At 66.1% G+C, this 13,224-nt stretch carries 9 protein-coding genes; 5 read left to right on the plus strand and 4 right to left on the minus strand.

Features of this window, described 5'->3' with window-relative positions; translation table 11 throughout:
• Window positions 1-116: 116 nt before the first annotated feature.
• Window positions 117-869, plus strand: coding sequence for a class I SAM-dependent methyltransferase (locus tag FAZ69_RS25485; RefSeq protein WP_136897864.1), 753 nt, complete (start codon window positions 117-119; stop codon window positions 867-869).
• Window positions 870-1,230: 361 nt separating this feature from the next.
• Window positions 1,231-2,892 (plus strand): hypothetical protein, encoded by a 1,662-nt coding sequence (locus FAZ69_RS25490; protein ID WP_136897865.1) that lies wholly within the window; start codon window positions 1,231-1,233, stop codon window positions 2,890-2,892.
• A 78-nt stretch (window positions 2,893-2,970) separates the two neighbouring features.
• Here the strand turns inward: FAZ69_RS25490 and ppc are convergent, their stop codons facing one another.
• Complete coding sequence (gene ppc / locus FAZ69_RS25495; RefSeq protein WP_439654797.1) at window positions 2,971-6,132, minus strand: phosphoenolpyruvate carboxylase; 3,162 nt, start codon at window positions 6,130-6,132, stop codon at window positions 2,971-2,973.
• 183 nt (window positions 6,133-6,315) lie between these two features.
• On the opposite strand from ppc, the gene hemC reads away from it, so the two are divergent.
• Genes hemC through FAZ69_RS25510 form a run of 3 tightly spaced genes read left to right on the plus strand, consistent with a single transcriptional unit; the run spans window position 6,316 to window position 10,531 of the window.
• On the plus strand, window positions 6,316-7,299 hold the full coding sequence (gene hemC, locus FAZ69_RS25500; protein ID WP_136897867.1) for a hydroxymethylbilane synthase: 984 nt from the start codon (window positions 6,316-6,318) through the stop codon (window positions 7,297-7,299).
• Window positions 7,296-9,335 carry a fused uroporphyrinogen-III synthase HemD/membrane protein HemX gene (hemDX, locus tag FAZ69_RS25505; protein ID WP_136897868.1) on the plus strand — a complete coding sequence of 680 codons (2,040 nt, stop codon included), beginning with the start codon at window positions 7,296-7,298 and terminating at the stop codon, window positions 9,333-9,335. The genes hemC and hemDX overlap by 4 nt, the downstream gene beginning before the upstream one ends.
• 2 nt (window positions 9,336-9,337) lie before the next feature.
• Window positions 9,338-10,531 (plus strand): heme biosynthesis protein HemY, encoded by a 1,194-nt coding sequence (locus tag FAZ69_RS25510; RefSeq protein ID WP_136897869.1) that lies wholly within the window; start codon window positions 9,338-9,340, stop codon window positions 10,529-10,531.
• An 85-nt stretch (window positions 10,532-10,616) separates the two neighbouring features.
• On the opposite strand, the gene FAZ69_RS25515 is transcribed toward FAZ69_RS25510, so the two are convergent.
• The 3 genes from FAZ69_RS25515 to FAZ69_RS25525 form a co-directional block, all read right to left on the minus strand.
• Window positions 10,617-11,036, minus strand: a complete 420-nt coding sequence (locus tag FAZ69_RS25515) for a hypothetical protein (RefSeq protein ID WP_240702463.1) — start codon at window positions 11,034-11,036, stop codon at window positions 10,617-10,619.
• Window positions 11,024-11,611 carry a LysM peptidoglycan-binding domain-containing protein gene (locus tag FAZ69_RS25520; protein WP_136897870.1) on the minus strand — a complete coding sequence of 196 codons (588 nt, stop codon included), beginning with the start codon at window positions 11,609-11,611 and terminating at the stop codon, window positions 11,024-11,026. Before FAZ69_RS25520 ends, FAZ69_RS25515 begins: the two co-directional genes overlap by 13 nt.
• A gap of 202 nt (window positions 11,612-11,813) precedes the next feature.
• Window positions 11,814-13,130, minus strand: a complete 1,317-nt coding sequence (locus FAZ69_RS25525) for an MFS transporter (RefSeq protein WP_136897871.1) — start codon at window positions 13,128-13,130, stop codon at window positions 11,814-11,816.
• Between the last annotated feature and the right edge of the window lie 94 nt (window positions 13,131-13,224).

Here is a 13,224-nt window from a genome sequence, read left to right on the forward strand (position 1 = left end):
GTAGCTTTGGTACCGGGATAACCGCTTAACTTGTACCGGTACAGCGCGGGCTCTATTGTAGCGGCATGCCCCGCTGGACAACACGCCTCCCAAGGCTCGCAAACGAGGAATTACCGATGAAACATCACGATCAGGTCGCCGACGCGTTCGGCTCGACTGCCGCCGCTTATTTGACGAGTGCCGTGCACGCGAGCGGCGCCGACCTGCAGACGCTCTCCGCGGAAATCGGCGCGACGCCAGGCGCGGCTGTGCTCGATCTCGGCTGCGGAGCGGGGCACGCGAGTTTCGCGGTCGCGCCGCACGCGCGGTCGGTCGTGGCGTACGATCTCGCGCCGCAGATGCTGGCGACGGTCGACGCCGCGGCGCGCGAGCGCGGCTTGACGAACATCCGCACTGAGCGGGGCGCGGCCGAAGTGCTGCCGTTCGCCGACGCGTCGTTCGACTGGGCGGTGAGCCGCATGAGCGCGCATCACTGGCACGACGTGCCGCGCGCGCTGGCCGAAGTGCGCCGTGTGCTGAAGCCGGGCGGGCGCGTGCTCTTCATCGATATCGCGGGCGCGGACCATCCGTTGCTCGATACGCATATTCAGGCTGTCGAACTGCTGCGCGACGGCTCGCACATTCGCGACTATCGCGCGGACGAATGGCTCGCGCTGTTCGCCGGCGCGGGTTTCACCGCGCAGGTTCGCGAGCGCTGGCGCTTGCCGATCGAGTTTGCGTCGTGGGTGGCGCGGATGCGCACGCCCGAGGTGCGCGTCGAAGCGATCCGGTCGATGTGGGCGAATGCGCCCGACGAGGTGCGGGCGTACTTCGACGTGCAGCCGGACGGGTCGTTCAAGCTCGATGCGTTGATGATCGACGCGCGGTAAGCAATGCGCTGCCTCGGGCAGCGCGGGACGATCCGATGCGTATTGTTTCGGAGTATTCCGATAGTACTTGTTGCTCGAGCGCGGCAAATTGCGCGGGGTGAGCGGTTCTTGTGCTTTTTCAAGCAAACGCGTTCGAGCGTAGTCGCCGATGGCGGCGATATCCGTTTGGGTGACGAGCATTTCCACCCATTTTCTGGCGGGGCGATCGTTTGACCGGAGTCCGACCGGGTAGGGAGCAGCGCGAGCAAAGCACAGGGACGACATCACACAGCAGGGCTTGAAGCCAATCCGCTCACGTAGCCGTTACGTGAGCGGGAACCAGGCGGCAGGCTTCGATGGAAGTTGTGTTCTGGAATCCCGCATGAAAAACAAGTTTCTCCTCTGTCCGCGCACCGTGGCTGTTGCAGTCATGGCCCTCTTTCTTGCCGCTTGTGGCGGCTCTTCCCAAAACGATGCGGCGAACGCCGCATCGAAGTCTTCGGACTCGACACCTTCGTCCGGTTCGGACACACCCTCGGGTTCGACTCCCTCTCCGGATTCGACGCCTTCTTCGGATTCGACGCCTTCGCAGCAAGCGCTGACGCTGAGCAGCGCGTCGTACGCCATACCGGTGACAGGCACGCCGTACGATTGGAGCAAGCAGAACGTGTCGTCCCTTGCGGCATCCGGGGACAACTACTACTACCGCTACGGGGTTCCGCCTGAGATGGTCTTGCGCGAAGTTCCCGGCGGCGGCTACGCGATCGCATGGACCGATTCGAGCAGCTCGTCGATCAAGGTCACCAAGGTCGACTCGACGTTTGCCAACCTTTCCAGCGACGTGTTCTCCGTCGCTCCTGGCGTATTGGCTCCGCACATGTACACCCGCTCCGATTTCGACGCGTGCAAGGGGCCGACGGTGAATGGCCTGACCGATACGCGGTGTGACAACCTTGCTGGCTTCGAAGTCTTGGGCGCGAACAGCTACTACCTGTCGTACAGCGACTATTCCAATCGATGGGGCGCCGCGGCATCGGGGGCCAACTATGCGACCACGGGCGGCCAGCTTGTCGTCAAGAAGAACGATGGCGCTACGGTGTTCCAGGATGCGATGACGGATCCGTCGTCGGGTGTTGCCGATCTGCCGCTTACCACTTCGGGCACGTTGGTGTCTCCGTTGCGGATGTCGACGATGCGCATGGTGTATGACGGCCGATATATTGCGTATTTTCTCGGCCTGGAGTCGTACCTGAGCGGCAACTACCATCAGGGCGGGTTCATCCGCTATATCCAGGACGGCGGCGCGCCTTCGCTGGTCGCCAGCAGGACAGCGGGTTACGCTTCAGACGGCTGGCTGGCAAGCCACGATTTCGATCAGCGCATTGCGCGCATCGATCGCACGAAGCCTGGAGCCGGATTCGTCATGGCGGGACTGGGCGACGCCTATCCGCGATCGGTTTTCGCGTATGACGCGCGCACCGGCACGAGGATCAACGTGCTTCCCATTCCGGGCAATACAGGTGAGAACCGCACTTACACGCTTCTTGGCGGTCTTGCCGTTCAGAATGGAAATACCGTCGCGCTTGGCTTTTCGTCGAAGTATGTGTCCAACACGGCGAGCGACAATTCCGCAAACGAGCTGAACGTGGCTGTCGCCCTCGTCAGTCTCTCCGACTTCCCCGCCATCGCGAAACTGCAGGGATCGAACTCCGGCGACGTTTCGAAAATCAAGTACGTCCATTTGACCAAGCTCAATACCGGAACGCTGGCCGTGGATCCTAAACTAGCCGCGCTCGGCAACGACAAATTTCTCGTGGCGTGGCGCGAGGTGGGCAGTTCGGCAACGAACACCGCAAACGCGGTAGCGAAGTATGCGGTGATCGACGTCAATGGCAACGTCTTGATTCCGCCGACTGTGATGCCGACGGGGTTCCAATTCCACCGTTCCGACGATTTCATTACGGCCAGCGATGGAAACGTCTATTGGGCTGTGGGCGGGGGAATCGATAAGCTCGTGGTCAATGCCCTGAAACTTCCGCAGTGAGGGAGCGGCGGCATTCGCTCCTTCGATCAAAAGAAGGAGCGGCCAGGCGGCTGGGCCGATGCCTCTCACGCGGCGCACTCAGCCCGTATTGCGCAGACCCGCGGCGATCCCGTTGATCGTCAGGTGAATCCCGCGGCGCAGCCGCGCGTTGGTGTCGCCCGCGCGGTGCCGCTTGATCAGCTCGACCTGCAGGTGATTGAGCGGATCGAGGTACGGGAAGCGGTTCTTGATCGAGCGCGCGAGGAGCGGATTGTCGGCGAGCCGTTCCTCCTTGCCGGTGATCTCGGAGAGCGCCTTCGAGGTGCGCTCCCACTCCGCGACGATGCGCTCGAACACGTGCTTGCGCAGCTTCTTGTCGGCGACGAGCTGCGCGTAGCGCGAAGCCACGGCGAGGTCGGTCTTCGCGAGCACCATGTCCATGTTCGAGAGCAGCGTGGAGAAGAACGGCCAGGTCTTGTGCATCTTCTTGAGCGCCGCGAGGCGACGGGCGCGCTCGGCGTCGTTGCCCGCGCCGTCGAGGTGTGCCGCGACCGCGCTGCCGAAGCCGTACCAACCGGTGAGCAGCAGCCGGCATTGTCCCCATGAGAAGCCCCACGGAATCGCTCGCAGGTCTTCGATCTTGCGGTGCTTCGGGTCCTGCAGCTTGCGCGACGCGGGCCGGCTGCCGATGTTGAGCTCGGCGATCTCGGCGATCGGCGTCGACGAGAAGAAGTAGTCGGTGAAGCCGGGCGTCTCGTAGACGAGCGCGCGATACGCCGCCATCGCCGCATCCGAGAGCGACTGCATCGTCTCTTCGAACGAAGCGAGGTTCGCGCCCGGCACGTTGCCCTGCGGCAGCAGCGAGGCTTCGAGCGTCGCGGCGACCACGGTCTCGAGGTTGCGCCGGCCGATCTCCGGATTGCTGAACTTGCTCGCGATCACTTCGCCCTGCTCGGTCAGGCGGATCTGGCCTTCGACGGTGCCGGGCGGCTGCGACAGGATCGCCTGGTAGGTCGGGCCGCCGCCGCGTCCGACCGTGCCGCCGCGGCCGTGGAAGAGCCGCAGTGTGATGCCGCGCTCCTTGAAGAGCGAGACGAGGGCGAGCTCGGCGCGATAGAGCTCCCAGTTCGAGGTGAGGAAGCCGCCGTCCTTGTTGCTGTCCGAGTAGCCGAGCATCACTTCCTGCTCGCCGCCCTGGTGCTCGACCAGCGCATCGACGCCGGGCAGCGCGAAGTAGTCGCGCATGATGTGCGGCGCGTTGCGCAAGTCGGGGATGGTCTCGAAGAGCGGGATCACCATCAGGCCGTTGCGCGCATTCGTGTGCGGGCTGCCGAGCACGCCTTCGAGCAGGCCCGTTTCCTTTTGCAGGAGCAGCACTTCGACGAGGTCGCTCACCGTTTCCGTGTGCGAGATGATGTAGTTGCGCACGGCGCGCGCGCCGAAGCGCTCACGCGTGGCGCGGGCCTGCTCGAGCACGCCGAGCTCGCTTTTCGCGAGATCCGAGTATTCGAGGTAGGGCGAGCGCAACAGGCGCGGCTGCGAGAGCTCGGAGATGAGCACGCGCAGCTTGTCGGCTTCCGATAGCGACGCGTAGTCGGCCTCGACGCCCGCGCGCTTGAGCAGCTCGGCGATCACCGCTTCGTGAATGTCGGAGCTCTGGCGCAGGTCGATGCTCGCCAGATGGAAGCCGAACACTTCAGACGCCCGCGCGAGCGGCGCGAGGCGCGGCGTCGCGAGCGATTCGCCGTGGTGCCCGGCGAGCGAATCGATCAGCACGTGCAGGTCGCGCGTGAGCTCGCTCGCGTCGGCGTAGGGCGTCGCGCGCACTTGCGGCCCGCTGCGGCCCGCGCCGCGCACCGGCACGACGCCTTCGCCGAGCCGCACGCGCGCGCTCGCCGCGAGCCGCGTGTAGATGCCGATCAGCGCGCGCCGGTACGGCTCGTCGACGCGATGCGGCGACTGGTCGGGCGAGGCGGCCGCGAGCGCCTTCAGCTCGTCGCTCGCGCTCGCGAGCATGTTCGACACCGACAGCTCCGCGCCCAGCTTGTGCACTTCCTCGAGGTAGTGCTCGAAGATCACGGCGGCTTGCCGGGTGATCGCTTCCTCGAGCGTCGCGCCGGTGACGTTCGGATTGCCGTCGCGGTCGCCGCCGATCCAGCTGCCCATCTGGAAGAACGGCGGCAGGCGCGTGGCCAGGCCGTGCTCGGCAAGCTCGGCTTCGATGTCGGCGTAGAGGCCGGGGATCTCGTTGAGGAACGTCGCGCGGTAGTACGACAGCGCGTTTTCGATTTCGTCGGCGACGGTCAGGCGCGAATCGCGCAGCATGCGCGTCTGCCAGAGCGAGGTCACGCGCGTGCGCAAGAGCGACTCGTTCTGCGTCCGCTCGCGCGCGGTGAGCGGCTGGTCGCGCTCGGCGAGCAGCCGCGCGATGTCGCGCTGCGCGTCGAGGATGCTCTTGCGCTGGACTTCGGTCGGGTGGGCGGTGAGCACGGGCACGATCAGCGCGTCGTGGAAGAACTGCTCCAGCACCGGCGTCGCGGCGGCGCCCGCTTGCGTCAGGCGCGCGAGCGCGTAGGCGATCGTGCCCGCCTGCGGCGCGGAGCCCGCCAGCGCATGGATGCGGCGGCGGCGGTTGTGATGGCGGTCCTCGGCGATGTTCGCGAGATGCGAGAAATAGCTGAACGCGCGCACGACGCTCACCGTCTGCTCGGGCGTGAGCGCGCGCAGCTTCTTGTCGAGCGTCTGCGCGGCGGCGGTGTCGTCCTCGCGGCGGAATTTCACGGCGTTCTTCCGGATCGTCTCTACGACGTCGAACACCGCGTCGCCTTCCTGTTCGCGCACGACGTCGCCGAGCAGGCGGCCGAGGAAGCGGATGTCCTCGAAGAGCGGCTGGTCCTTGTCTTCGCGGCTGCGGCCTGGCGCGCGCTGCGGGGCGGCGGCCTCGCGCGCGTCGTTGGCCGCGGCTTTGGCGCGGCGCTTGCCGGCGGCTTTGCGCTCCGCGAGCTGGGGGACGGCTTCGGCGCCGATGGCTTGAACGGCCTTGATCGCCTTGGCGCTCTTGGCCGATTGGGCCGCTTTCACGGTTCTCGCGGCTTTGGCCGATTTGGCCGATTTGGCCGGCTTGACGGCAGATGCGGCAGATTCGTTGGCGGGCGATGCAGCATTGCGGCGGGCAGGGCGCGCCGATCCGGAAGACGTCACGATGATTTCCTCAGTGAAGCCAGAGTCGATGAATAGATGGACGGACTGCGGGTGAAGCAACTGCGGAAACTGCGGTATCGCGTCCGACCGGACGGTCGGGCGCGCGAACTGCCGAAATCGTTACTGCTGTGGCTCGGGGGCGGGGGCTCCGCGCGGGTTGCGCCTTGACCGGCGCGGCATGGCAGCCGGAACCCGCGTGCTACCATTCTTTGTTATCCATCCCGTCATTCGAAGCCTTACGCAATGAACTCCGAGACGCTTTCCGCCACCCCGCCGCGCACGCTCGTGATTGCCTCGCGAGAGAGCCGACTCGCGATGTGGCAGGCCGAACACGTGCGCGATGCGCTGCACAAATTATATCCATCTTGCGACGTAAAAATCCTCGGGATGACGACACGCGGGGATCAGATTCTCGATCGCACCTTGTCGAAAGTCGGTGGTAAGGGGCTATTCGTGAAGGAGCTGGAGACCGCGCTCGCCGACGGCCGCGCCGATCTCGCCGTGCACTCGCTCAAGGACGTGCCGATGGAGCTGCCCGAGGGCTTCGCGCTCACCGCGATCATGGAGCGCGAGGACTCGCGCGACGCGTTCGTTTCGAACGACTATGCATCGCTAGCGGCGCTGCCGGCCGGCAGCGTGGTCGGCACCTCGAGCCTGCGCCGCGAGGCAATGCTGCGCTCGCGCCATCCGCAGCTCGTCGTGCGGCCGCTGCGCGGCAACCTCGATACGCGGCTCGCGAAGCTCGATCGCGGCGAATATGCGGCGATCATTCTCGCGGCGGCGGGCTTGAAGCGGCTCGGCCTCGGCGCGCGCATCCGCTCGCTGCTCGACGCCGGCGACAGTCTTCCCGCGGCAGGCCAGGGCGCACTCGGCATCGAGATTCGCGCCGGGCGCGCTGAGCTTGCCGCGTGGCTCGCGCCGCTGCATCACGAGGCGACCGCGCTCGCCGTGGAGGCGGAGCGGATGGTGTCGCGCGCCTTGGGCGGCAGCTGTGATGTGCCGCTCGCGGCGCATGCGGCGTGGGGCGACGGCGCGCTGCACTTGCGCGGCCGCGTGTCGACGCCCGACGGCGCGCGCGTGGTCGCGGCCGAGGCGTCCGCGCCCGTGACGAGCGTCGAGCGGGCGCTCGCGCTCGGCCGCGAGGTCGCGGCGGCGCTGGAGGCGCAGGGCGCGCTCGAGATCGTCCGCTCGCTGACCGCCGGCAACGGCGGCCAGCCGACTGCATGATGGCGGGCGGACCGGGCGCCGCGCGCGGCCGCGAGGCGCCGCGCGCATTCACGGCAGTCGTGACGCGGCCGGCCGGACAGTCGGCCGCGCTCTTCGCGCAGCTTGCGGCACAAGGCATCGAAACGCTCGAATTTCCTCTGATCGATATCGCGCCCGTCGAGGACGCCGCGCCGCTCGCCGCCGCCTTGGCATCGCTCGAGAGTTACGCGCTCGTCGTGTTCGTGTCGCCGAATGCGATCGATCATGCGTTCGCCAGCCACGGCGCGATCTGGCCGCATGCGCTGCCGATCGGCGTGGTCGGCCCCGGCAGCGTCGCGGCGCTGGCCCGGCACGGCGTCGCGGCGCCAGCGTATCGCGTGGTGAGCCCGTCGTCTTCCGCCGACGGCGATGACAACGGCGCGCGCTTCGATTCGGAAGCGCTCTACGCCGCGCTCGAGAGCGAACTTGGCGAGGGCGCGTTCGAAGGCAAGCGCGTCCTGATCGTGCGCGGCGACGGCGGCCGCGAATGGCTCGCCGATCGCCTGCGCGAGGCGGGCGCGCAGGTCGAGGCGGTCGCCGCGTACCGGCGCATCGTGCCGGATCCGTCGATCGGCGCCTGGGCGCGCGTGCATGCGCTGCTCGCGGGCGCGCCGCACGCGTGGCTCGTCACCAGCTCCGAGGGCGTGCGCAATCTCAACGACCTCGCGCACGAGCACCTGACCGCGGCCGAAATCGCCGCGCTCAAGCGCGCGACCGTCGTCGCGCCGCATCCGCGCATCGCTGAGACCGCCCGCGGATTGGGTTTTGATAGCATTACGATGTCCGGCGCGGGCGACGAGCGCATCGTCCGCGCGCTTGCCGCCTGCGCGGAGGCAATGCGCCCGGCGCCCGCCGCACCCCTCGATCAACCGGCTTCGCCCAACCCGGCCCCTACACGCATGAGTGCTTCCAACGATACCAACAACGTGACTCCCCAGCCGGCCGTGGCGCCTCCGCCGTTGCCGCCGAACCAGCCGTTCACGCCTTACGAAGCGCAAAAGCGCGGCAGCATGGGCGTCGCCGCCCTCTGGTTCGTCGTGATCGTGTTCCTCGCGGCGGCCGGTGTCGGCGGCTTTGCGCTGAACCGCAAGGTCGAGCGCATGGACGCCCGGCTTGGAGTACGCCAGCAGGCGAACGACGCGCAAGTGTCCGAGCTGCGCGGCAAGACCGATCAGGCGCTCGCGACCGTGCGCGAGGTCGATTCGCAGTTCTCGCAGCTCGAAGGCAAGCTCGCCGATGCGCAGAACGCTCAACTGGCGCTGCAGCAGCAATACGCGGATCTTGCGCGCAACCGCGACGACTGGACGCTCGCCGAGGTCCAGCAGATGCTGTCGAGCGCGAGTGAGCAGCTGCAGCTCACGGGCAACACGCAGCTCGCGCTCTTCGCGCTGCAAAGCGCGGACTCGCGGCTCGCGGCCTCCGACAGCGCGCAGGCGCTGGCCGTGCGCAAGGCGATCGCGCAGGACATCGACAAGCTGAAAGCCGCGCCGTCCACCGACCTGACCGGTCTAGCGATCAAGCTCGACAACGCGATCGAGCAGGCCGACACGCTGCCGCTCACGGGCGAGGCGCCGATCGCGCACGCGACGCCGCACGCGCCCACGCCGGCCGATACCGCGAAGGTCGCGGCCGCGACTGGCGAGCCGCGCTGGAAAGTCTGGTGGCATGAGTTCTCGGCGGGCATCGGCCAGCAGCTGACGAGCCTCGTGCAGGTGCGCCGCATCGACAACGCCGATGCGATGCTGAACTCGCCCGAGCAAGGCTATTTCATTCGCGAGAACCTGAAGCTGCGCCTGTTGTCGGCGCGTCTGTCGCTGCTCTCGCGCAACCAGGCGACGCTCAAGTCCGACCTCGCCGCCGCCGATGCCGCGCTGGGCCGCTACTTCGACGCCTCGTCCAAACGCACGCAGACCGTGCGCGAGCTCGTCAGGGAGGTCGACCAGGGCTCGGCGGCCGTCGCGCTGCCGAATCTCGACACGAGCCTGCAGGCCGTGCACCAATACAAGAGCCGGAGCTGACGATGGCGATCCGAGGACTCTTGTGGCTCGCGCTTCTCTTTGTGATCGCCGTGGCGCTGGCGACGGTGGGGCGCTTCGATGCCGGCCAGGTGATGCTCGTCTATCCGCCGTATCGCGTGGATATTTCGCTGAACCTCTTCGTCGTTGCACTCATCGTGCTGTTCATCGTCGTCTACGCGCTGATGCGCATCGTGCGCAACGTCTGGAAGATGCCGCAGCGCGTCGCCGCGTATCGCGTGCGTTCGCGCGAGGCGAAGGCCCATGCCGCGCTGCGTGACGCCGTGGGCAATCTGTTCGCCGGACGTTTCTCGCGCGCCGAGAAAGCCGCGCGCGATTCGCTGACGCACAACGCCAACAAGGGCGCCGCCGGCCTGATCGCGGCGGCGGCCGCGCATCGCATGCACGAATATGCGCGCCGCGACGAATGGCTCTCGCAAATCGACGCCGCCGACTGGCAGGACGCGCGCCTGATGGCGAGCGCCGACATGCGCGCCGACGGCCGCGATGCGGACGGCGCACTCGCCGCGCTGACCGAGATGCAGTCGCAAGGCGGCCGGCGCATCCAGGCGCAGCAGATCGCGCTGCGCGCGCAGCAGCAGCTGAAGAACTGGGCGGAAGTGCTGAAGCTCGTGAAGTCGCTCGAAAAGCGCGAGGCGATCCATCCCGCGGCGGCGGTGCGGCTGCGCCAGCAGGCGGCGGAGAACCTGCTGCGCGACCGCCGCCACGACGCGGACGCGCTGCTCGAACTGTGGAACTCGCTGCCGGCGACCGAGCGGCAGTCGCCGCGTCTGGCCGATTTGGCGGCGGAACTGCTGGTCGCGCTGAACAAGCACCAGGCGGCGCGCAAGATCGTCGAGGATGCGCTCGCGCACAACTGGGACGCGCGCTTGCTGCGGCGCTATCCGGATACGGCGGGCGGCGATGCGCTGCCGCTGATCCAGAGGGCCGAGGCGTGGCACAAGGAGCGCCCCGAGGACGCCGATCTGCTGTTCTCGCTGGGCCGCCTGTGCCTGCATCAGCAGCTTTGGGGCAAAGCGCAGTCGTTCCTCGAACAGGCGTTGAAGATGGCGGGCGACAACGAAGCGCTGACGATCCGCACGCACCGCGCGCTCGCGCGGCTGTTCGAGCAGCTCGGCGACGCGGGCCGAGCGAACCAGCATTACCGCGCCAGTGCGCTGGCGATGAACGTGGTTTGATGCTTTGGCAGCTTGCGGCGCGATCCGGCTGATTGGCGCCGCCGCTGCGTCTTCATCGGTGATCGATGAGCCGGGCGCTCGTCGATCATTGCTTCAGCATGCCGCATGATGTGACTGCGCGGTCCGGTTGCACCGAATTTTTCCAATCCGGCAGGTCACGTTTTTGGTACGCCTCGACCGAGGGGTAGCCTTTGACGTCCCAGACCGCGCCATCGTAGTGCGTCAGAGCAATCACGGCGTTCCGGCACTGCTTCGAGCGCTCCACGAGACGGTATGCGATCCGGGGATGCTCGCTCACCATATCCTGATCGAGGATTTCGTAGCGGACAGGGCCGCACTTGCTGAAGCTGGATGTCCATTCGATTGTCTTCGAACGGACAAACAGCCCGCCGAAACAGGCACGGCCCTCGCCTTGAAACACTCCGGTAAATGGAGCGCCCGCGGCATTCGAAAAAAAGGGCGTCGCAGATGCCGCCAAAAGCAGAGCAAGTTTCACGGCGCGCATGTGATTTCCTTCTGTTTAGATATCACTGATAACGCGTAGTCCAGCTTTTGTGCGTACATCGGATCGCCAACGTTGTAGTAGGCGGCGATATTGCCTGTCGTAATCGGCTTCCAGCCAACGATGGCTTTACGGACCGCCCCTTTGCGGTATTTGAGGGTTTGCCCTGGCATTAGCAGGTGGGTACCGGGGTTCAGGTGTCGAAGCAGTTCTGAAGTGGAGCCTTGAACCCTGGCGATCTTCTCCAGCCTATCGCCCGGCTTGACGGTCACCTCACCACCCTCGTTGCCGTTGAGAAGCGCCGTGAGGCCTGGGTCACCAGGATTGCCAATTTGAATCGGACTGGAGTTCCACTCAGGCTTTCCGGCTCCCGTTTCTACCCAGGTCATGGCCTTGATGAGGTGCCAATCCAACGGCATGTAGCCCGCAACGGTACCCAAATGACTGTTGTACTCGTGGACAGCTGTCTGAATCTCGCAGTCGTATTGGTTCCATTTTTCTGGCTGCGAAGCGGCGTTGTTTACGTAGTTCTGCCAACTCTCAAATCCCGTCTTTTTCGTACTCGTTGCTGGTTTCATGCCTTCCCTCTCCTTTCGGTTGAATGTAATTGATTTGAGGGGGAGGGTACTTCATTGCTCTGTTGCCGCGAGGATATCCGTGTAGTTCTTGAGCAAGATCATTGCGCAATGGGTCGGCCTTGGCGAGGTTTCATCGAATTCTCCGAATACCCCTAGCCAATTGCCGCTCGCTGGCTAGCAAGCGGCAATCAGTTTCACGACGCTATTTGTTCACCATCCGCCCCGGCACGCTCAACACCAGCAACCCACCGAGCACCATGAACGCCGCGAGCATGTACATGCCCGAGTCGTTTGCGCCGGTGGCCTGCTTGAGCCAGCCCACCGCATAGGGACTGAGGAACCCCGCAAGGTTGCCGATCGAGTTGACCATCGCGATGCCGGCCGCCGCGCCCGCGCCGGCCAGGAACGAGGTCGGCAGGCTCCAGAAGAGCGGCAGCGTCGTCACGATGCCCGCGGTCGCGAGCGTCAGCGCCGTCATCGCCAGCGCCGTGTTGTGCGCCCACGTCACCGACAGCACCAGCCCCACGGCCCCCGCCGCCGCTGGCAGCGCGACGTGCCAGCGCCGCTCGCGCTTACGGTCGGCGCTGCGCGCGATCAGCAGCATCGCGACTACCGCCGCCGCGAACGGAATCGCTGACAGGAGCCCGATCGCGAGCGCATCGGTGACGCCCGTCGCCTTGATGATCGTCGGCAGCCAGAAGCTCACGCCGTAGAGCCCCATCACGAACGAGAAGTAGATCAGGCTCATCAGCAGCACGCGTGGGCTCGTCAGCACTGCGCCGAGCGGCGGATCGTCCTTCTCGGCGTCCTCGGCCTTGATGTTGCGCTCGAGCAATTGCTTTTCCTCGCCGGTAAGCCACTTGGCCTTGCCGATCCGGTCGTCGAGCACGAAGAACACCAGCACGCCGACGATGATCGACGGCAGCCCTTCGAGCAGGAACAGCCACTGCCAGCCGTGCCAGCCGTTCACGCCGTTGAAGGTCTTCAGGATGTAGCCGGAGATCGGCCCGCCGATCACGCCGGACAGCGCGATCGCCGTCATGAACCAGGTCGTCATGCGCCCGCGCCGGTTGGCCGGATACCAGTAGGTGAGGTAGAGGATGATGCCTGGGAAGAAGCCCGCTTCGGCGAGGCCGAGCAGGAAGCGCATCACGTAGAACATCGTCGGCGTCGTGACGAACATCGTCAGCGCGGAGATGATGCCCCACGTGACCATGATCCGCGCGATCCAGATGCGCGCGCCCACGCGGTGCAGGATCAGGTTGCTCGGCACCTCGAAGAAGAAGTAGCCGATGAAGAAGATGCCCGCGCCGAGGCCATAGACGGCGTCGCTCAACTGCAGGTCGGCGGCCATTTGCAGCTTCGCGAAGCCGACGTTGACGCGGTCCAGGTACGCGACCACGTAGCACAGCAACAGGAGCGGCGTGAGTCGGCGCGCGACTTTGCGGTAGGTCGCCTCCTCGAACGTCGAAGGCGCGCCGGCGCCGGGAAGCGGAAGATGGTCTGTTGGACTTGCCATGATGTCTCCTGTCGATCGGAGTTGGCGCTTTGGCGCCTACTCTGATCCCATGCAAAGCTCGTTTTTATGTGGAAAGCTGGCCGCCGGATCGACG

The sequence above is a fragment of the Trinickia terrae genome (assembly GCF_005144415.1).
In the GTDB taxonomy this organism is placed as follows: domain Bacteria; phylum Pseudomonadota; class Gammaproteobacteria; order Burkholderiales; family Burkholderiaceae; genus Trinickia_A; species Trinickia_A terrae.

Coding starts and splice junctions, on each gene's coding strand:
- FAZ69_RS25485 (WP_136897864.1), top strand. CDS start 117: ATGAAACATCACGATCAGGTCGCCGACGCGTTCGGCTCGACTGCCGCC.
- FAZ69_RS25525 (WP_136897871.1), bottom strand. CDS start 13,130: ATGGCAAGTCCAACAGACCATCTTCCGCTTCCCGGCGCCGGCGCGCCT.
- FAZ69_RS25490 (WP_136897865.1), top strand. CDS start 1,231: ATGAAAAACAAGTTTCTCCTCTGTCCGCGCACCGTGGCTGTTGCAGTC.
- hemC (WP_136897867.1), top strand. CDS start 6,316: ATGAACTCCGAGACGCTTTCCGCCACCCCGCCGCGCACGCTCGTGATT.
- FAZ69_RS25515 (WP_240702463.1), bottom strand. CDS start 11,036: ATGCGCGCCGTGAAACTTGCTCTGCTTTTGGCGGCATCTGCGACGCCC.
- FAZ69_RS25510 (WP_136897869.1), top strand. CDS start 9,338: ATGGCGATCCGAGGACTCTTGTGGCTCGCGCTTCTCTTTGTGATCGCC.
- hemDX (WP_136897868.1), top strand. CDS start 7,296: ATGATGGCGGGCGGACCGGGCGCCGCGCGCGGCCGCGAGGCGCCGCGC.
- FAZ69_RS25520 (WP_136897870.1), bottom strand. CDS start 11,611: ATGAAACCAGCAACGAGTACGAAAAAGACGGGATTTGAGAGTTGGCAG.